The organism is Arthrobacter sp. LAR12-1-1.1, from assembly GCF_040676555.1.
Lineage (GTDB): Bacteria > Actinomycetota > Actinomycetes > Actinomycetales > Micrococcaceae > Arthrobacter.
Window position 1 is genome coordinate 1 of record NZ_JBEGIG010000014.1, and the last position, 16,847, is coordinate 16,847.

A 16,847-nucleotide genomic window follows, 5' to 3' on the forward strand; every position below is an offset into this window, starting at 1 on the left:
GGGCACCTTAATTTTCGTGAGAGTCTGACAGCGCCGTCGATCACGACGCGCCAGCCCACCGGATGAGGCCACGAACGGATACGAAAGAGCGGTCCAAGACACGAGAGCCTTGGACCGCTCACCCTTGCCCTCTTGACAAGGAACACCTACATATCAGCTGTACTGCGCCTGGGAGCTGCCGGCACAGGTGGCAGTGCCGCGGACCAGGGCTGCCGCTCCTCCCGATTCCCCTCCGGGCCCAATGGACATGTCCCCGCATCCCTCCCCCTGGCCCAGCCCCAGCCCCAAGCCCGGCGGACGTGCCCAGCGCCCGCGCCCAGGACTGGACACAATGCCCTGATGCCCACTCCTGCCTGCCAAGAATGAGCATGTCCCGCGGAACGGGAGAGCATGTCCACCACCCACCCGCGCTTCCCCAACCGGACCAGTGGACATGTCCAGCGCCCCGCCCCAAGCCCAGCGGACATGTCCAGCGCCCAGCCCCAAGCCCGGCGGACATGCCCAGTGCCCGCGCCCAGGAATGGACACAATGCCCTGATGCCCACTCCTGCCTGCCAAGAATGAGCATGTCCCGCGGAACGGGAGAGCATGTCCACTACCCACCGCGCTCCCCAACCGGACCAGCGGACATGTCCAGCACTCCGCCCCAAGCCCGGCGGACATGTCCAGCACTCCGCCCCAAGCCCGGCGGACATGTCCAGCGCCCAGCCCCAAGCCCGGCGGACATGTCCAGTGTCCGCGCCCAGGAATGGACACAATGCCCTCCTGCCCACTCCTGCCTGCCAAGAATGAGCATGTCCCGCGGAACGGGAGAGCATGTCCACTCCTGGCTGCCATCACGGGGCATGTCCGGTGGAGAGAGGCCCGGAGTGTCTGCCATTCGGTCACAATTCAACGGCGCGGGCGGCACGGCGATAAACTGGAGTGAGAAGTTACGCCGTCGCGCCGTTTGGTTGCCTGGCCCAGAACCCCGATGATCCAGTGAGGGTGCGCGAATGAGTTTGCCCACTACCGAAGTCCAGCCCGGATCGCAGCCGCAGACGCTGCCCGTCTCGGCCGCCGCCACCAAGCACCTTGTCGTGAAGAAATTTGGCGGGTCCTCGGTGGCGGACGCGGAGGGCATCAAGCGCGTCGCCCGGAGGGTCGTGGACGCCCAAAACGCCGGCGACGAGGTGGTGGTGGTGGTTTCCGCCATGGGCGACACCACCGATGAGCTCCTTGACCTCGCCAGCCAGGTGACCGATTCCGCCCCCGCCCGTGAGATGGACATGCTCCTTTCTGCAGGCGAACGCATCTCCATGGCGCTGCTGGCCATGGCCATCAACAAGTTCGGCGCCTCGGCCCAGTCGTTCACCGGGTCCCAGGCCGGCATGATCACCGACGGCATCCACGGCAAGGCCCGGATCATCGACGTCGACCCGCACCGCATCCGCACCGCCCTGGACAAGGGGCACATCGCGATTGTGGCCGGATTCCAGGGCATGAGCCACGCCACGAACGAGATCACGACGCTTGGGCGCGGCGGCTCGGACACGACGGCCGTGGCCCTCGCCGCGGCGCTCGACGCCGATGTGTGCGAGATCTTCACCGACGTCGACGGCGTCTACACGGCCGATCCGCGCGTCGTGGCGTCGGCCCGGAAGATCGACCGCATCTCCAGCGAGGAAATGCTGGAGCTGGCCGCTTCCGGCGCTAAGATTCTTCACCTGCGCTGCGTCGAATATGCCCGCCGCTTTGGGGTGCCCCTGCACGTCCGTTCCTCATTCAGCCAGAACGAAGGCACCTGGGTCCTGCCCGGCGCCGACGACAAGATCACGACTCAAGAGGGAGTTGCCTTGGAGCAGCCAATCATCTCCGGTGTTGCACACGACCGTTCCGAAGCCAAAGTCACGGTTGTCGGCGTACCGGACATCCCCGGCAAGGCTGCGGCGATCTTCCAGGTCATCGCGGACGCCCACTCGAACATCGACATGATCGTCCAGAACGTCTCCACACACGGCACCGGCCGGACCGATATCTCCTTCACCCTCCCGATCGTCGAGGGCGCCGAGGCTCTGGCCGCCCTGCACGCCGCGCAGGACCGGATCGGCTTCGAGAGCATCGAATACAACGAGAAGATCGGCAAGCTCTCGCTGATCGGCGCCGGCATGCGCTCGCACCCGGGCGTTTCCGCGCGATTCTTCGCGGCCCTCTCCGAGGCCGGCATCAACATCAACATGATCTCCACCTCGGAGATCCGGATCTCCGTGGTCACCCACGCCGATCTGCTCGACGACGCCGTCCGGGCCATCCACAGGGCGTTTGACCTCGACAGCGAGGACGAGGCCACGGTCTACGGCGGCACCGGCCGCTAGCCGAGCCGAAGCTTGTCGGGCGGGATCCCGGAGCGCACAGAGATATGGGGAAGGGAGCGGCGCTTGCCGCTCCCTTCCCCACATCTGCCCGAATCCGGCCGCATCCCCCCGTTTCGGGCCGCAATCCAACGGCCGCACGCGGCCGCCCCGCAGCACCGGGATCCCCCCGGCACCTATGGGATGGGCGCAGCGGGCCTGCTCAGACCTCTTCTTTCCCGAGATCCGTTTTCCGGACAGCGTAGTGGTGTCCCTGGTCGTCCGTCTCGACCTCGAAGCCTGCCAGGTCGTCTTCCGAGGCGTGCTCGAAGTCATCGTGCTTGTGAACTACAGGCGCCGCGGTGTCGCCTCGATTTGCGGGCCCGAACAGGAGCCGCAGCTTGTCGGTCTTTTCCATGAAAGCTCTGACAGCACGTGTCACTAGTCCCACCCCCTTTCCTCGTCCCGGATGGTTCAGGATGCTGCACAGCGGTGTGGCAGTGCCCTCATTTTACGCCCGGCGGCGGGAAATGGCCCGGGCGCGGTGCCGCGAAAAGGGACCTAGCGCAGGGATTTGTCGTCAGGATTTCGGGGCACCACATAGGTGCTGCCATCGGGCCGGTGCAAGGTCTCCCACTGTTCAGTTTCGGCCTGCCGCATTGCCAGCAGCCGCCTGTTCTGGTCGGTCATCTCGTGGCCGAGTGAACTGCGGTTGGCCGGGCCGAACACGGCCCGGAACTTCCCGGTGGCCCGCATGAACCTCTCGACGGCGTTTTCCTTGGCCATGGCTATCCTTCCCTGGGAACAAGACAATGCTCCCAGTGTACGCTAATCATTAGTGCACTAATCATTCGAAGGAGTCGGTGTGACCGAAGGAACCCCAGCAATCCAGGGCGGGCACGTCACGCAGGGCGTGCAGGAAGCCCGGGCAGCGGAGGACGACCTCCTGCTGGAACAACAGCTCTGCTTCGCCCTGACGGTAGCCTCCCGAAGCGTCGTGGGCGCCTACAAACCCGTCCTGGACCAGCTCGGCCTGACGCACCCGCAGTACCTCGTCATGCTGTGCCTTTGGGAAGCAAGCCCGCGGTCCGTCCGCGACATCAGCGAGGCCCTGGCCCAGGAGCCGGCAACCATCTCGCCGCTGCTGCGCCGCCTCGAGACCGCCGGTTTCATCACCCGCCAGCGGCTGGAAGGCAACGAGCGCACCCTCGATGTCCGGCTGACGCCGCGCGGAGCCGCCCTTCGGGAGCAAGCCACCGAAGTCCCGGGCATCATGATGGCCCGGCTGGGCCTGACGCGTGAACAGGTCGGCCAGCTGCACGCGACCATGATGGACCTGATCGCCGCCACCCGGCCAGGCCCGGACGACGCGCCCCGGCGGTAGACTGGGCAAAACAGAGGAGGACTGCTGATGCGCACGCAATCGGGCCGCCCGGCACTTGTCCTGGCGGCCGTCCTGATGGCCGTGGCCGGACTGGCCGCCTGCACGCCGAACGGCGGGCCAACACCTTCTCCCTCCACCAGCACGACGTCGGGCGCCCCCTCCACCCCCTCGCCAACAGCCCCGTCCGGCTCCCCGTCGCCAGACACAGAGACGACGTCCCCGGCACCCGCACCCTCCGCGGAGCCGCTGCCGTCCGGCCCCGGGCAGGGGAACGCCGAGCTCGCCATCATGATCAAACCGGCCGAGACCGCTACCGCGACCAACTTCACGCTCGTCTGCCAGAACGGGGCTCCTGCGGCCGAGAGCCAGCATCCCAACCCCGCCGCAGCGTGCATCGCCATCAAGAACAATCCGTCCATTCTCAACCCGGTTCCCGCCGGCAAGAACCAAGTCTGCACCCAGCAGGCGCCCGCCATCCAAGGCGGCCAGCAAATGATCTACGGCGGCCCGCAAACGGCGACGGTCACCGGCGTCGTGGACGGACACCAGGTTCAGGTCAGCTTCAGCCAGAAGGACGGCTGTGAAATCGCCGCCTGGAACGCCGCCAAGGACGTCCTGGGCTCATCCGGCGGGGCGAGCTAAGCCCTTGCACCTCCAGCAGGAAGAGTGGCTGCCACGCCAGGCCGCCCACGTCCAACGCGTCCGCCGCTATGCGGATCCCTACCTCGAGCGGCGCTCCGCCGGCCGGAAGCACCCGGTGGAGGACTTCCTCTTCACCTACTACACCCAGAAGCCCGGACAGCTGCTGCGCTGGCACCCGGGCGCCGGCGTCGTGCTCTCCGGCCCCGAGACTGCGGCGCGGACCGGGTGGAAGTATTACCGCGCGGCCGACGGCGCCGAACTCGCGGCCGCCGGACTGCCGGCAGGGTCGCCCGCGGTGACTGTCGACGTCGGCGCCTTCCTGAGGGACCGACGGGAGGCACTGCAGTTCGCCGGGATCATCCTCGCCGGGACCGCCGCGCGGCCGGCCCAGTTCGGCTGCTTCGGGCTGCACGAGTGGGCCATGGTCTACCGGCAGGACAAATTCGACCTCCGGCACGAGTACCTGCAGTTGCGGCTGGGGTCCGGGCGCACCGACGAGGTGGTGGAGGAGAACCGGATCCGGTGTTCGCACTTCGACGCCTTCCGCTTCTATACGCCGGACGCCGTTCCGCTAAACAGCATGGTCCCCAGCAGGGAGAACCAGCGGGCCATGGAGCAGCCGGGCTGCCTGCACGCCAACATGGACCTCTACAAGTGGGCCTACAAGCTTTCCCCGCTGCTGCCCAGCGAGCTGGTCATGGACTGTTTCGAACTGTCGTGGCGGATCCGGGCCATGGACATGCAGGCCTCGCCCTACGACCTCGCCGACTGGGGGTACCCGGCCATCCGGATCGAGACACCGGAGGGCAAGGCCGAGTACGTTGACTATCAGCGGGCGTTCGCGGCCGAGTCACAGCAGCTCCGGGAGCGGCTCCTGCAGGAGCTGACGCCGCTGCTCAACGCCGCGGCCGGGACCGCGCCCACCACCGGAGGCCCGGAGCCGGACAACAGCCTGAAGGGACCGTCATGACAGACACAGCCAGCCCCGAAAATGCCCGCCACGACCCTAACGGCGTCGATCTGACCATCCGCCTCACCGAGGCTCCCGGTGCGCCGGAATACACGTTCAGGCTGGAAGCCGGCGACGGCGTCCCCTCCGCCGCCTCCACCCTGCCCGATCCGGCCGCAGCCCTTGAGGCCGTCCGGCGCCACGGCGAGGCCATCTTCTTCCCGAAGCCGGGGCCGCCGCGGCTGTGCACGCAGCAGTACGGCGGCCCGCAGACCGCCGTCGTGACCGGCTGGTACCTCGGACGCGAGGTCAATAGCCGCTTCAGCCGGACCGACGGCTGCGAGATCGCCCGCTGGCGCGCCATGGCGCCGCTGCTCGGCGGCACCGTTGGGTCCACGGGCGCCATCTGACGTTTCCGGGCGTGCCGCCCGGCCCCTGCGCCCGATGCCCTACCCCGCCGCGGCCGGGCCCGCTCTGGTCCGCGGCCGGGCCCCTCTGGTCCGCGGCGGCTTAAACGGCAACGGCCGGCGGTGTGAGCCGCCGGCCGTTGCCGTTTCCTAGTGAGGGTTTCTGCCTAGATGGCGTTGTTCGAGGCGTTGGACTGATCGCTGTTCTGGATCTTGCCCTGGTCCTCCGAGGTCGGCGGGACCACGACGGCCCCGGCCGGGCTCACCAGCACCGTTACGAACGTGGGATCGCTGGCACCGGCGAAAGTGACCCGGCCGATGTACGAACCGGCCTCCAGCCCTTCCCAGCTCAGCGTGACCTTGCCGGCCTTGCCGTTGGCGAGCCGAAGCGGGGTCGGGTTCAGCGATGCCTTGCCCACCACCTTGCCCAGCACGGCGGCGTCGACAGAGGCCTTGGTGGGCTTGTTGTTCGGGCTCGCGTACAGGTTGGCGTAGATCGTGTACTTGCCCGGTTTCGGGTTGGGGATGGACACCGATTCGCTCGCCGATGATGTCGCGACCGTCAGCGGGCCGCTCGGGGTCATGACGTACATGTCGAAGTCAGCGTTCGGGTCCGCGGAAATGACCGAGAACTTGGCCAGAGGGGCTCCGGCCTCGACTGTGACGCTCTTGACGAGGTTCGAGGCATCCGTGCGTGCCGTGAACGGGCCCGGGACGAGCTCGACGGCCGTGGAGTCTGCCTTCGAGAGTCCGTCGAGGGTCATGTTGATCGGCGAGCTGGTGCCGGAGACCACCTTGATGGCGCCCGAACCGCTGCCCCCCTCGGAGGTGAAGGCAACATCGGACAAGGCCACGACCGACTGCGGCCGGACCGCGATCGGCGACGCCACGTTCTTGTTGGCGCCCTGCCAGGTCAGCGAACCGGTCGCGAACTTGCCCAGGGGTGCGCCCTGATTCTCAAAGGAGACCTTGAACGTGCGCTTTTCGCCGGCGGCGCTGAAGTTCAGAACGGCCGGGGTCACGGTGACCTTGATGCCGGGAACATTGAAGTTGGCCTTGTAGACCCCCGGCGTCAGGGCGGTCAGCGTGCGGGTGACCTCGATCTTCCCGGCCAGGTTGCCCAGGGCGAAGGACGGGAGGTTCATGTCCCGCGGCTGGGTGGTGCCGACGCCCGGGATGGGGGAATCGAAGCCCGTGCCGTTGATGAACGCCAGGTAGTCATCCGTGGTGGCGTCGTAGACCAGGCCCGGATCCAGCACGCGGGCCGGGTCCACCTGGCCCGCGCCGGTGGCGAACACATCGGTGTTCTTGGATCCGTCGGCGTTCACAACGTCGCTGGTGGTGGTCATCATCGCGGACTTGACCGTCGCAGGGGACCATGCGGGGTTCTTGGCGAGGATCAGCGCGCCGAAGCCGGCCACGTGCGGGGACGCCATGGAGGTGCCGGAGAGGAAACCGAAGTTGTCTCCTCCGGTGCCGATCGGTGAAACGCCGGCCAGCACGGCCACGCCGGGCGCCGCGACGTCAGGCTTGAGGAGGTCCGAGCCGGCAGCGAGCAGCGGGCCGCGGGAGGAGAACCCGGCAATCTGCGGCTGCGCCTCGAGGGGCAGCCCGGTGGTGTCCTTGTTGACCAGGGAAACCGTGATGGCCGGGTTGGCCGTGACCTTGGCCTTGATGGCCTCGGTGGCGGGCGGGTTCACGTGGACGGTGGGGACCGAGTGCTTGTCCGTGTCCAGCGAGGAGTTGGTCAGGTTGACGAGGATCATGCCGACGCCGCCGCCACGCTTGACCTCGGCGCTCTTTGCAACGCGGTCAACGACGCCGCGGTCACAGACCACTACCTTGCCGGCGATCTTCGCCGGGTCCAGCGTGTCGGGGCCGCACAAAGCCGAGCTGGTGCTCCCGGCGGCTGCTGCGTTGGCTGCCAGGACGACGCCGGCGTTGGAGACCTGGCCGTTCATGATGCTGGCGCCGCGGTACTTGCTGCCGTCGGAGAACTCGACCGTGCCCTGCAGTTCCTGCGAGAAGCTGCTGGCGGCGACCGTGGTCAGCCAGGGCGCGCCGTGATTGACGGTGCTGGCGGTCGGGCCGGAGTTGCCGGCGGAGACGGCGACGAAGATCCCGGCCGAGGCGGCGGACAGGAACGCCAGGGAGACCGGGTCCGTGGTGGTGTCCGTGGCGCCGGAGATGGAGTAGTTCAGGACGTCCACGCCGTCCTCGATGGCGCTCTCGATCGCATCGACGGACGCTGACGAGTAGCACCCGCCGGAGTTGGGATCGTTGTCTTCCCAGCAGACCTTGTAAACGGACAGCTTTGCGGCCGGCGCGATGCCGCTGGTCTGGCCGAAGCTCCGGCCGTCAACCATGGCTTCGACGTCGGCGTTTCCGGCAGCCGTGCTGGCGGTGTGGGTTCCATGGCTGGCGGCGTCGACCGGGGACAGCCGTTCGCCCGGGTCCCAGGCTTCCGGCGGGACAGTGGCCTCGAAGGCGTCGCTGAAGTAGCGGGCGCTCAGGACCTTGGAGTTGCAGGCGGTGCCGTCGAAGTCGGTACCGGTCTGGCACTCGCCCGTGAAGAATTCGCCGTCGGCTTTCAGCATCTGGATCTTGCCGTCCGCGGTGCGGTACGGCACGCCGACGACGGGATCTCCGGTGAGCGGCTTGACCTCCTCGCCGGCGAAGTAGGCGCTGGAGGGGGTGTATCCGGTGTCGATGACACCGACCACGACGCCCTTGCCGGCCGCGTCTTTGCCGCCGAACTTGGTGTTCCACGTGCCGTTGGGCCCGCTGAGCTTGAGGAAGTCGGTGCTGGAGTAGTCGGGTGCGTTCTGCGTGTCCGGCGCGACCACCAGGACCGAGGGGTCCTTGGCCAGCTTCAGGGCCTGGTCCGCCGTCAGCTGGGCGCTGAAGCCGTTGAGGGCTGCCGTGAACTGGCGCTGCATCTTGACGCCCTGCTGGCCGGCCACCTGGGCCTGCCGCTGTTCCAGATGCGCCGTGTACTGCTTGACTTCAGCCCTGTTGGCATCGAGCTTCTTGCCGGCTGCAGGCTTGGTGGCCGGCATCCCGGCCGTCCCGCCGTCGTAGGTTGCGGACGGCTTTTCCGCCAGGACCACAATGTAGCGGCCGTCCTTATAGTTGTTCGGATCAACATTCTTCTGTGCGACCCCGGCTACGGCCGGGCCTTGCGCCGGGGCCGCGTTGGCGGGGGCGATCGCGATGCTGGACAGAAGAACCGGCAAGCCCAGGGTCAGTGCCGCGGCCCTCCGGAGTCCCCCGCTTCGAAGGAAGCTCTTTCCTGGTGATGTCACGAGTGTTTGAACCTTTCGTAAAGGAACGGCCCGGCTTCAATACCGGGCCCAACGGACTGGCGGGAACTCACCGGGCGATCGCCCGGCCTGCCCCGACGGATACCAGCCGATTCATACAGTACAGACTGAGAGCGAGATATGACATAGACCACAAGGAGGTATTTAAAATTTGTCATGCAGTACGACACGATGCGATGGCGGAGCTCATGACCTGCGTCAATTGGCGCCTTCGGCCCTCACGGACCCGCACGGGTGCGCACCCCTGCGGCACCTCGGCGAGGGAGGACGCGGCCACTAATGGTCCGGGGCCACCGCTGGCCTACGGGCGGCCTACCGCTGGCCTACTTACGCGGAGTCCGGACGACGTCGCTGATCCATGCTCGGGTCTTCTCATCCAGGGGACCGGCCACCTTGGACGCCCTCGCCGCACGGTCGGCCTTGATCTTCTGCAGGACCATCCGGCCCAGCCCGGCGAACACTGCAACGGCCACAACAGATAACACCACGGATTTCGGTTTCTCAGCCATGGGCACATCCTACTGACCCGCGGCAGCCCGGACCATAGGCCGCAGCCGCCCCGGCGACGCCATTTCTCCAGTTCAGCGACCTGCCGTTGGGGCCGCGTTCACACTCCCAGCTTCGAATACGGCCGGACGCACCGAGGCCGGTAGAATGGGCATGCAAGCTCGCGGAGCGCCCTTTCTCGTTGTATTCACCAAGCAGTCCTCAACACACAGCGGATCGGCGTGAGACGGCACCACTCCGCTGCGCCCTTACCCAACGCTCACGCACAGGAGTTGCCGGATGCCCCGGATCGTTGTCGACGTCATGCCCAAGCCCGAGATTCTGGACCCGCAGGGGAAGGCCATCGTCGGTGCTCTGCCCCGGCTGGGCTTTACCGCTTTCAGCTCTGTCCGCCAGGGCAAGCGCTTTGAACTCACGGTCGACGGCGAGGTGACCGAGGAGATCCTGGCCCAGGCCCGCGACGCCGCGGAGACCCTGCTGTCCAACCCGGTCATCGAGGACGTCGTCAACGTCGAGGTCGTTGAGGCCTGAGATGACTGAACTCCCCCTGATCGGTGAGGCTGTTGCCGTCGCCGCGCACCCCCGGCTCGCCGGTGCGAAGATCGGCGTCGTCACCTTCCCCGGCACCCTGGACGACCGCGACGCCGCCCGTGCGGTCCGGCTGGCCGGCGCCACCCCGGTGGAACTCTGGCACGCCGGGACTACTTTGGGCGACGTTGACGCCGTCGTGATTCCCGGCGGTTTCTCCTACGGCGATTACCTCCGTGCCGGCGCCATCGCCCGCTTCGCGCCGCTGATGTCCAAAATCATCGACGCCGCCAACTCGCGTGCCTTGCTGCCCGTGCTGGGCATCTGCAACGGCTTCCAGATCCTGACCGAGTCGCACCTGCTGCCCGGCTCCATGATCAAGAACGATCACCTGAAGTTCATGTGCCGCGACCAGGTCCTGCGCGTGGAGAACAACACGACGGCCTGGACCGGGGACTACGCCGCCGGCCAGGAAATCACCGTGCCGCTGAAGAACCAGGACGGCCAGTACATCGCCGACGAGAAGACCCTCGATGCGCTCGAGGCGGAAGGCCGCGTCGTGTTCCGCTACGTCGGCTTCAACCCGAACGGCTCCCGCCGCGACATTGCCGGCATCTCCAACGCCGCAGGCAACGTGGTGGGCCTCATGCCGCACCCCGAGCACGCCGTGGAGGCCGGCTTCGGCCCCGAGATCGGCTCCGGCACCGAGGGCCTCGGGTTCTTCACCTCTGTCCTGAACAAAATCGTGGGAGACAACAAATGACGGACACACCCGCAGTGGCGGCGCCCGCGGAGACCGCCCGGAAGTTCAACATCGACACCGTCGAGAACGCGGCCAAGACGCCGGACACCGAACTCCCCTGGGCCGAACTGGGCCTGAAGCAGAACGAGTTCGACGAGGTCGTTAAGGTCCTGGGCCGCCGCCCCACCGGCGCGGAACTCGCCATGTACTCGGTGATGTGGAGCGAACACTGCTCTTACAAGTCCTCGAAGAACCACCTGCGCCAGTTCGGCGACAAGGTGACCGAGGAAATGAAGAAGGACATGCTCGTTGGCATCGGCGAGAACGCCGGTGTCACCAACCTGGGCGACGGCTGGGCTGTGACGTTCAAGATCGAGTCCCATAACTCACCGTCGTTCGTGGAGCCCTACCAGGGCGCCGCAACCGGCATCGGCGGCATTGTCCGCGACATCATCTCCATGGGCGCGCGCCCGGTGGCCGTGATGGATCCGCTGCGCTTCGGTGCGATCGACCACCCGGACACCGCCCGCGTCATGCACGGCGCCGTGGCCGGCATCGGCGGCTACGGGAACTCTCTGGGCCTGCCCAACATCGGCGGCGAGATGGTCTTCGACTCCGTGTACCAGGGCAACCCGCTGGTCAACGCCCTCGCCGTCGGCGTCATGCGACACGAGGACATCCGCCTCGCCAACGCTTCCGGCAAGGGCAACAAGGTGGTGCTGTTCGGCGCCCGCACCGGCGGCGACGGGATCGGCGGCGCCTCCGTGCTGGCTTCGGAGTCGTTCGACGACACCAAGCCTTCCAAGCGCCCGGCCGTCCAGGTGGGCGACCCTTTCGCCGAGAAGGTCCTGATCGAGTGCTGCCTGGAGCTGTTCAAGGGTTCCCTGGTTGAAGGCATCCAGGATCTGGGCGCCGCGGGCATCTCCTGCGCCACGTCCGAGCTCGCCTCCAACGGCGACGGCGGCATGGAGGTCGAGCTGACCTCCGTCCTGCTCCGCGACCCCACGCTGACCCCGGGCGAGATCCTGATGTCCGAGTCGCAGGAACGCATGATGGCCGTGGTCACCCCCGAGAACATCGCCGCGTTTGAAGCGGTCATGGACAAGTGGGCGGTGGAGTACTCCTGGCTGGGCGAAGTGACCGACACCGGCCGCCTCATCATCACGTGGGAAGGCGAAGTCATTGTCGACGTCGACCCGCGCACCGTGGCCCACGACGGCCCGGTCTACGACCGCCCGTACGCCCGCCCCGAATGGCAGGACGCCGTCCAGGCCGACTCCTTCACCGGGTCCGTGCAGGATACCGGCCGTCCCTCCGCCCCCGCGGACCTGGCCGCCGCCATCACCGAGCTCGTCGCCTCGCCGAACATGTGCGACAAGTCCTGGATCACCAAGCAGTACGACCGCTACGTCGGCGGCAACACCGCCATGGCGTTCCCGGACGACGCCGGCGTGGTCCGGGTGGACGAGGAAACCGGCCTCGGCGTGGCCCTGGCCACCGATGCCAACGGCCGCTACACCTACCTCGATCCGTACCACGGCGCGCAACTGGCCCTGGCTGAGGCCTACCGGAACGTCGCCACCTCCGGCGCCGTTCCGATGGCCGTCAGCGACTGCCTGAACTTCGGCTCCCCCGAGGATCCCGACGTCATGTGGCAGCTGGCCGAAGCCATCCGCGGCCTGTCCGACGCCTGCATGGTCCTCGGCATCCCGGTCACCGGCGGCAACGTCTCGCTGTACAACCAGACCGGGACCACCCCCATCCACCCCTCCCCCGTGGTGGCTGTGCTGGGCAAGTTCGACGACGTCGCCCGCCGCACGCCGTCGGGCTGGAAGGAAGATGGCCAGGCCATCTACCTGCTGGGCACGACAGCGGCCGAGCTGGACGGTTCGGAATGGTCCAACATGCGCGGACACCTCGGCGGCCTGCCGCCCAAGGTTGACCTCGACGCCGAGCGCGAACTGGGGCAGATCCTGATCAACGCCTCCCGCGACGGCATGGTGGATTCCGCCCACGACCTCTCCGAAGGCGGCCTCGCTGCAGCCCTCGTGGAGTCGTCCCTGCGCTACGGCGTGGGCGCCCGGATCGCGCTGCAGGATGTCCTGGACCGCGACGGGGTGGACCTGTTCACGGCGCTGTTCTCCGAAACCCAGGGCCGCGCCGTCGTCGCTGTGCCCCGCTCGGAGGAAATCCGCTTCACGGACATGTGCACCGCCCGCGGCTTCGCGCACGTCCGGATCGGCGTCGTGGACGCCGAGGGCGGCACGCTGGAGATCAATGGCGTCGAAACCATGAGCCTCGACGCGCTCCGCGAAGCCCACGAGGCGACCCTGCCGAAGTACTTCGGCTAGTCCCCACCGCAGCCCTCGCCTCGCAAGCTCGGCCAGGGAACCCTAGCGGCGTGGGCCCACCCACCGCAGCCCTCGCCTCGCAAGCTCGGCCAGGGAACCCTAGCGGCGTGGGCCCACCCACCGCAGCCCTCGCCTCGCAAGCTCGGCCAGGGAACCCTGGCGGCGTGGGCCCGTTCCATCGGTTGTTCCGTAACTGCCGTTTTGAACCCTCAAAACGGCAGTTGCGGAGCAATCGTTCGTTAACGCCCGGGCCGCCATCGACGCCGATTCTGTATTTCCGATAGGCCAAGTCGGGTTCGTGGTGCCGCGTTCCCGCATCGTCGATGATCGGCACGTTTAGCTCCGGTTCCGGAAGGCCTGCGGCGAATCCGAGCCCACCCCAATGAACCTCAAAAGGGCGGCTACGGAGCAATCGACGGGGTTAGTCGTCGCTGCGGAGTTCCCGTTGCCGTGCGCTGAGGAGTTCGAGTTCGGGCCGGGCTGCCACGAAGCGTTCGACGGCGGTCAGCACCTCCACGACGTGTCCCCGGTCGGCTGCCACCAGGCCGGCGCCCAACTGCGTGCGCCGGTGCTGTTCGTGGTCCCCGACCTCGGCCACGGAGACATCAAAGCGCCGCTTCAGCTCCGCCAGCAGCGGCCGCACCACGGAGCGCTTCTCCTTGAGGCTGTGAACGTCGCCCAGAAGGATGTCGAATTCGATCCATCCGATCCACATGCCATAAGCCTATCCATTGCTCCCCACCGGCTCCCTCGCCTCGCAAGCTCGGCCAGGGAACCCTGCCAGCGTGGGCCCACCGCCGTTTTGAGGCCTCAAAATGGCGTCTACGGAGCAATCGACGCCGGTTAGATGGTGAGTTCGCCCATCCGGTCCCAGCCTTCGCCGTCGAGCTGGCGGCTGATGATCCGGGGAGTTTCGGCCAGGGCCTGGGGCATGTCCGCCATGGCCTGCTTGAAGTGGGCGCTGTTCACGTGGTCTCCGGCGGCGTCGTCCTTGAAGGCCTCAACGAGGACGAATTCATTGGGATCCTCCACGCTGCGGGACCAGTCGAACCAGAGGTTCCCTGGCTCCTGGCGGGTGGCCCGGGTGAAATCGTCCACGAGTCCCAGCCAGCGCTCGGACCAGTCCGGCTTGACCTTGAATTTGACGACGATGAAGATCACGAGCTGTTGCCTTTCATTCGAAATTCCGGAGGTTCCATTCTTGCAGGCGGTCAGCAGGCCTTGATGGCCTCGCGGGCAAGTTCCTGCTGCCGCGGGGTGCCGATCCGGTCGGCCCACTGCTCGGCGAGCTGGAACTCCACCATTGCCTCGGTGCAGCGGCCGGCGTCGTGCAGCGTCCAGCCGAGGTTGTTGTGCAGCGAGACCACCCACCGCTTGGTCCGCTCGTCGTGGACCGTCGAGGCATACTCCAGGGCGCTCCGGGTCCAGGTCTCGGCGTGCGCGGAGTCGGCAATGGCGAGCATGTGCAGCGCGTCCACGGCCAGGAATTCCTCGCCCAGGTGGTCCGCCAGTTCTGCCGCCTGCTCAAAGAGCGGCACGGCCATCGCCCCGTGGCCGCTGGAATTGAGCACCCGGCCGCGTTCCAGCAGCACCCGGACGGCCACGGTGGGCTCGTCGGCATCGATCGAATCCAGCAGCGCGTCGGCTTCCTCGTAGCGGCCCTGCAGCCCGATGGCCCGGCCCAGCTGGGCGGTGAGTTCGGCGCGTTCGTCGGCGTCATAGCTGTCATCTGCGGCGGCTGCCCGGAAACAGGCTTCCGATCCGGCGGGGTCGTCGAAGTTCCACAATTGGTCAAGGGTTGTCTGTTCCAGCATCCACCTGCTCCTGCTCAGCTTTCACCTGCGGCCAGTTCGTGTGCACTCCCAATGTATCGGGAAGTGACATGCCGTTGTGCACGTCCCGCGAGGGCGCTGCCGGCCGCGTAGAACCAGTTGGACGGCCTGCTGAAGGCCGTGATTTTGAGGAACACCCGCCCCGCGGCGTCGATCTCCACTTCGAAGGCTTCCTCGCCCCGCACGGGATGGCCCGGCAGCGTGCCGTACCCGAACCCGGCACGTTGGGGCCCGTCGCCGGGCACCGGCCGGCGCACCCACACCACCTCGCAGGGCGCGTTGATCCGGAAGGGCCCGACGCCGAATCCGCTCACCACGCGCGCACCGGGCACAACGGCGTCGGAGTCGGTGCGGATCCGCAGCCCGGAGCGTTTCTGCAGCTGCCAGGAAAGAATCCCCTGTGCAACCCTCCGGTACAGTGCCAGGCCATCGCCCAGGTAAGCCTGGGACACCACGCAGGGAAATCCCTCCGGAGCCTGCCCGTGCTCGGTGGAGCCAATGCCCGGATAGTTCAGCCCGGCCCCCGCGATGCGGCCGGCGGGCGAGCCGCCGCCGGCGTCAGGGCCGCCGCTCATGTGCCTTGGCCCCGGGCGAGCCCTGCCCAGCCCAGCTGCTCCCGCTGTTTTCGGCTGAGCGATGCGACCACCAGGTCATAGGAATCTTCCACCATGTCCCGGATCATGTCGTCCGGCAGCGATCCGTCCAGCCGGACCCCGTTCCAGTGCGTCTTGTTCATATGCCAGGCGCCGGTGATTTCCGGATGGATGGCCCGCAGCTGTTCGGCCAGGGCCGGCTCGCATTTGAGGCTCACGGACCAGTCCGCCGGGTCCATGGCGGATAACGCGAACATCTTGGCGTCCTGCCGCGCGCCACCCGCCACGGCAGAGCGCACTTTGAACACGGATGTCTCCGGGCCGAACGGAAAGTCCTCAAAGGCGCCCGGGAAGCTCAGGCAGATCTCGCGGAAGGTGGCAACGTCCATGACACGAGCCTATCCGGCTGCGGTCTACCCGGCAGTGCGGGCATCGCCGATGCTGTGCAGCCCTTCGGGAGTGGTGCCGTTGACTTCGTAATCGCCCACCGTGCGGGCCTTGAACACGGCCGGGTTGTGGGTGGCCACGGTCCGGGCGTTGCGCCAGTGCCGGTCCAGCGACTTGGACTTCGACGTGGCGGATGCCCCGGTCACGTCGAAGAGCTGCTGGGCCGCGGACTGGACGAGCTCGGGCACCAGCAGCTGCGCCTTTTCCACCGCGATCTCGCCGCGGATGTAGCGCTGCTCCGGCGTGAGTTCCAGGTCCTGATCCGCACCGGCGTCGAGCTCCCGGGCCGCGGCCAGCACCACCGACTCCGTTAGAGGCCCACGCGCCACCCTTCGCGGGCGGGGCATTCGTTCACGACGACGTCCAGCCCGGCGGCCTTGGCACGCGCCGCCGCGGCGTCGTCGAAGACGCCCAGTTGCAGCCAGACGGCCTTGGCGCCTACGGCAATGGCCTCGTCTATGACGGCCCCCACCTTGTGGGAGTTGACGAAGCAGTCCACGACGTCGATCGGGTGTTTCGCCGCGGGAATCTCCGTCAGGGAGCGGTACCCCTTCTCGCCATGGACGTCGTCTCCGGGCAAGTTGACCGGAATGATTTCCATACCCATCCGGTCACGGATATACAGGGAGACGTCGTACGCCGAGCGCCATTCGTTGGTGGTCAGGCCGACCACCGCCCACGTGCCTTTGGTTCGCATGAGGCGGTCAATGACTGCCGGATCGTTAACGTGGGCCATGCATTAACCTTACTCCTGCGACCTTTTTGGATAATCGTCGAATAAATGAACGATTTCGCGCCGCCGGGCGCCGCCA

General features: G+C 67.3%; 19 protein-coding genes. 8 read left to right on the plus strand and 11 right to left on the minus strand.

The window, feature by feature from the left end:
• Positions 1-995: 995 nt before the first annotated feature.
• Positions 996-2,354, plus strand: coding sequence for an aspartate kinase (locus MRBLAR12_RS11465; protein ID WP_229996177.1), 1,359 nt, complete (start codon positions 996-998; stop codon positions 2,352-2,354).
• A 199-nt stretch (positions 2,355-2,553) separates the two neighbouring features.
• On the opposite strand, the gene MRBLAR12_RS11470 is transcribed toward MRBLAR12_RS11465, so the two are convergent.
• Together MRBLAR12_RS11470 and MRBLAR12_RS11475 are read right to left on the minus strand one after the other, a co-directional pair.
• Positions 2,554-2,748 carry a hypothetical protein gene (locus tag MRBLAR12_RS11470; protein WP_043423475.1) on the minus strand — a complete coding sequence of 65 codons (195 nt, stop codon included), beginning with the start codon at positions 2,746-2,748 and terminating at the stop codon, positions 2,554-2,556.
• Between the two features lie 143 nt (positions 2,749-2,891).
• Entirely contained in the window at positions 2,892-3,116 is a 225-nt protein-coding gene (locus tag MRBLAR12_RS11475; RefSeq protein ID WP_229996176.1) for a hypothetical protein, read from the minus strand.
• Positions 3,117-3,243: 127 nt separating this feature from the next.
• On the opposite strand from MRBLAR12_RS11475, the gene MRBLAR12_RS11480 reads away from it, so the two are divergent.
• Genes MRBLAR12_RS11480 through MRBLAR12_RS11495 form a run of 4 tightly spaced genes read left to right on the plus strand, consistent with a single transcriptional unit; the run spans position 3,244 to position 5,715 of the window.
• Positions 3,244-3,714, plus strand: coding sequence for a MarR family winged helix-turn-helix transcriptional regulator (locus MRBLAR12_RS11480; RefSeq protein ID WP_364746179.1), 471 nt, complete (start codon positions 3,244-3,246; stop codon positions 3,712-3,714).
• A gap of 27 nt (positions 3,715-3,741) precedes the next feature.
• On the plus strand, positions 3,742-4,356 hold the full coding sequence (locus tag MRBLAR12_RS11485; RefSeq protein WP_364746109.1) for a serine protease inhibitor: 615 nt from the start codon (positions 3,742-3,744) through the stop codon (positions 4,354-4,356).
• 4 nt (positions 4,357-4,360) lie between these two features.
• Positions 4,361-5,326 carry a 3-methyladenine DNA glycosylase gene (locus tag MRBLAR12_RS11490; RefSeq protein ID WP_229995925.1) on the plus strand — a complete coding sequence of 322 codons (966 nt, stop codon included), beginning with the start codon at positions 4,361-4,363 and terminating at the stop codon, positions 5,324-5,326.
• Positions 5,323-5,715 (plus strand): serine protease inhibitor, encoded by a 393-nt coding sequence (locus MRBLAR12_RS11495; protein ID WP_229995926.1) that lies wholly within the window; start codon positions 5,323-5,325, stop codon positions 5,713-5,715. Before MRBLAR12_RS11490 ends, MRBLAR12_RS11495 begins: the two co-directional genes overlap by 4 nt.
• Positions 5,716-5,879: 164 nt before the next feature.
• Here the strand turns inward: MRBLAR12_RS11495 and MRBLAR12_RS11500 are convergent, their stop codons facing one another.
• A complete protein-coding gene (locus tag MRBLAR12_RS11500; protein WP_414645502.1) occupies positions 5,880-9,017 on the minus strand; it encodes a S8 family serine peptidase in 3,138 nt (1,045 codons plus the stop codon).
• 341 nt (positions 9,018-9,358) lie between these two features.
• A complete protein-coding gene (locus MRBLAR12_RS11505) occupies positions 9,359-9,544 on the minus strand; it encodes a hypothetical protein (RefSeq protein WP_091564988.1) in 186 nt (61 codons plus the stop codon).
• Positions 9,545-9,821: 277 nt separating this feature from the next.
• Between MRBLAR12_RS11505 and purS the strand changes: the two genes are divergently transcribed.
• The 3 genes from purS to purL are packed head-to-tail and all read left to right on the plus strand — an operon-like array spanning position 9,822 to position 13,163.
• Complete coding sequence (gene purS / locus MRBLAR12_RS11510; RefSeq protein WP_018776110.1) at positions 9,822-10,073, plus strand: phosphoribosylformylglycinamidine synthase subunit PurS; 252 nt, start codon at positions 9,822-9,824, stop codon at positions 10,071-10,073.
• A gap of 1 nt (position 10,074) precedes the next feature.
• Complete coding sequence (purQ, locus tag MRBLAR12_RS11515) at positions 10,075-10,833, plus strand: phosphoribosylformylglycinamidine synthase subunit PurQ (RefSeq protein WP_229995927.1); 759 nt, start codon at positions 10,075-10,077, stop codon at positions 10,831-10,833.
• Positions 10,830-13,163, plus strand: coding sequence for a phosphoribosylformylglycinamidine synthase subunit PurL (purL, locus tag MRBLAR12_RS11520; RefSeq protein WP_364746114.1), 2,334 nt, complete (start codon positions 10,830-10,832; stop codon positions 13,161-13,163). The genes purQ and purL overlap by 4 nt, the downstream gene beginning before the upstream one ends.
• A gap of 421 nt (positions 13,164-13,584) precedes the next feature.
• Here the strand turns inward: purL and MRBLAR12_RS11525 are convergent, their stop codons facing one another.
• The 7 genes from MRBLAR12_RS11525 to MRBLAR12_RS11555 all read right to left on the minus strand — a co-directional run bounded on the left by MRBLAR12_RS11525 (position 13,585) and on the right by MRBLAR12_RS11555 (position 16,771).
• Positions 13,585-13,878 (minus strand): DUF503 domain-containing protein, encoded by a 294-nt coding sequence (locus MRBLAR12_RS11525; RefSeq protein WP_229995614.1) that lies wholly within the window; start codon positions 13,876-13,878, stop codon positions 13,585-13,587.
• A 128-nt stretch (positions 13,879-14,006) separates the two neighbouring features.
• A complete protein-coding gene (locus MRBLAR12_RS11530; protein ID WP_091564993.1) occupies positions 14,007-14,324 on the minus strand; it encodes a putative quinol monooxygenase in 318 nt (105 codons plus the stop codon).
• 50 nt (positions 14,325-14,374) lie between these two features.
• Positions 14,375-14,977, minus strand: coding sequence for a hypothetical protein (locus MRBLAR12_RS11535; protein ID WP_364746119.1), 603 nt, complete (start codon positions 14,975-14,977; stop codon positions 14,375-14,377).
• A gap of 14 nt (positions 14,978-14,991) precedes the next feature.
• Positions 14,992-15,570, minus strand: coding sequence for a DUF1990 family protein (locus MRBLAR12_RS11540; RefSeq protein WP_364746122.1), 579 nt, complete (start codon positions 15,568-15,570; stop codon positions 14,992-14,994).
• Positions 15,567-15,977 carry an MmcQ/YjbR family DNA-binding protein gene (locus MRBLAR12_RS11545; RefSeq protein WP_364746125.1) on the minus strand — a complete coding sequence of 137 codons (411 nt, stop codon included), beginning with the start codon at positions 15,975-15,977 and terminating at the stop codon, positions 15,567-15,569. The genes MRBLAR12_RS11540 and MRBLAR12_RS11545 overlap by 4 nt, the downstream gene beginning before the upstream one ends.
• Positions 15,978-16,001: 24 nt before the next feature.
• Positions 16,002-16,334 (minus strand): hypothetical protein, encoded by a 333-nt coding sequence (locus MRBLAR12_RS11550; RefSeq protein ID WP_356815842.1) that lies wholly within the window; start codon positions 16,332-16,334, stop codon positions 16,002-16,004.
• Positions 16,335-16,345: 11 nt separating this feature from the next.
• Positions 16,346-16,771: a CoA-binding protein gene (locus MRBLAR12_RS11555; RefSeq protein WP_364746128.1), complete on the minus strand. Its 426-nt coding sequence runs from the start codon at positions 16,769-16,771 to the stop codon at positions 16,346-16,348.
• Between the last annotated feature and the right edge of the window lie 76 nt (positions 16,772-16,847).

Excerpts from the sequence above, each read along its gene's own strand:
- MRBLAR12_RS11545 (WP_364746125.1), bottom strand. The coding sequence starts at position 15,977 with ATGGACGTTGCCACCTTCCGCGAGATCTGCCTGAGCTTCCCGGGCGCC.
- MRBLAR12_RS11505 (WP_091564988.1), bottom strand. The coding sequence starts at position 9,544 with ATGGCTGAGAAACCGAAATCCGTGGTGTTATCTGTTGTGGCCGTTGCA.
- MRBLAR12_RS11470 (WP_043423475.1), bottom strand. The coding sequence starts at position 2,748 with ATGGAAAAGACCGACAAGCTGCGGCTCCTGTTCGGGCCCGCAAATCGA.
- purL (WP_364746114.1), top strand. The coding sequence starts at position 10,830 with ATGACGGACACACCCGCAGTGGCGGCGCCCGCGGAGACCGCCCGGAAG.
- MRBLAR12_RS11465 (WP_229996177.1), top strand. The coding sequence starts at position 996 with ATGAGTTTGCCCACTACCGAAGTCCAGCCCGGATCGCAGCCGCAGACG.
- MRBLAR12_RS11485 (WP_364746109.1), top strand. The coding sequence starts at position 3,742 with ATGCGCACGCAATCGGGCCGCCCGGCACTTGTCCTGGCGGCCGTCCTG.
- MRBLAR12_RS11525 (WP_229995614.1), bottom strand. The coding sequence starts at position 13,878 with ATGTGGATCGGATGGATCGAATTCGACATCCTTCTGGGCGACGTTCAC.
- purS (WP_018776110.1), top strand. The coding sequence starts at position 9,822 with ATGCCCCGGATCGTTGTCGACGTCATGCCCAAGCCCGAGATTCTGGAC.
- MRBLAR12_RS11555 (WP_364746128.1), bottom strand. The coding sequence starts at position 16,771 with ATGGCCCACGTTAACGATCCGGCAGTCATTGACCGCCTCATGCGAACC.
- purQ (WP_229995927.1), top strand. The coding sequence starts at position 10,075 with ATGACTGAACTCCCCCTGATCGGTGAGGCTGTTGCCGTCGCCGCGCAC.
- MRBLAR12_RS11535 (WP_364746119.1), bottom strand. The coding sequence starts at position 14,977 with ATGCTGGAACAGACAACCCTTGACCAATTGTGGAACTTCGACGACCCC.
- MRBLAR12_RS11495 (WP_229995926.1), top strand. The coding sequence starts at position 5,323 with ATGACAGACACAGCCAGCCCCGAAAATGCCCGCCACGACCCTAACGGC.
- MRBLAR12_RS11540 (WP_364746122.1), bottom strand. The coding sequence starts at position 15,570 with ATGAGCGGCGGCCCTGACGCCGGCGGCGGCTCGCCCGCCGGCCGCATC.
- MRBLAR12_RS11475 (WP_229996176.1), bottom strand. The coding sequence starts at position 3,116 with ATGGCCAAGGAAAACGCCGTCGAGAGGTTCATGCGGGCCACCGGGAAG.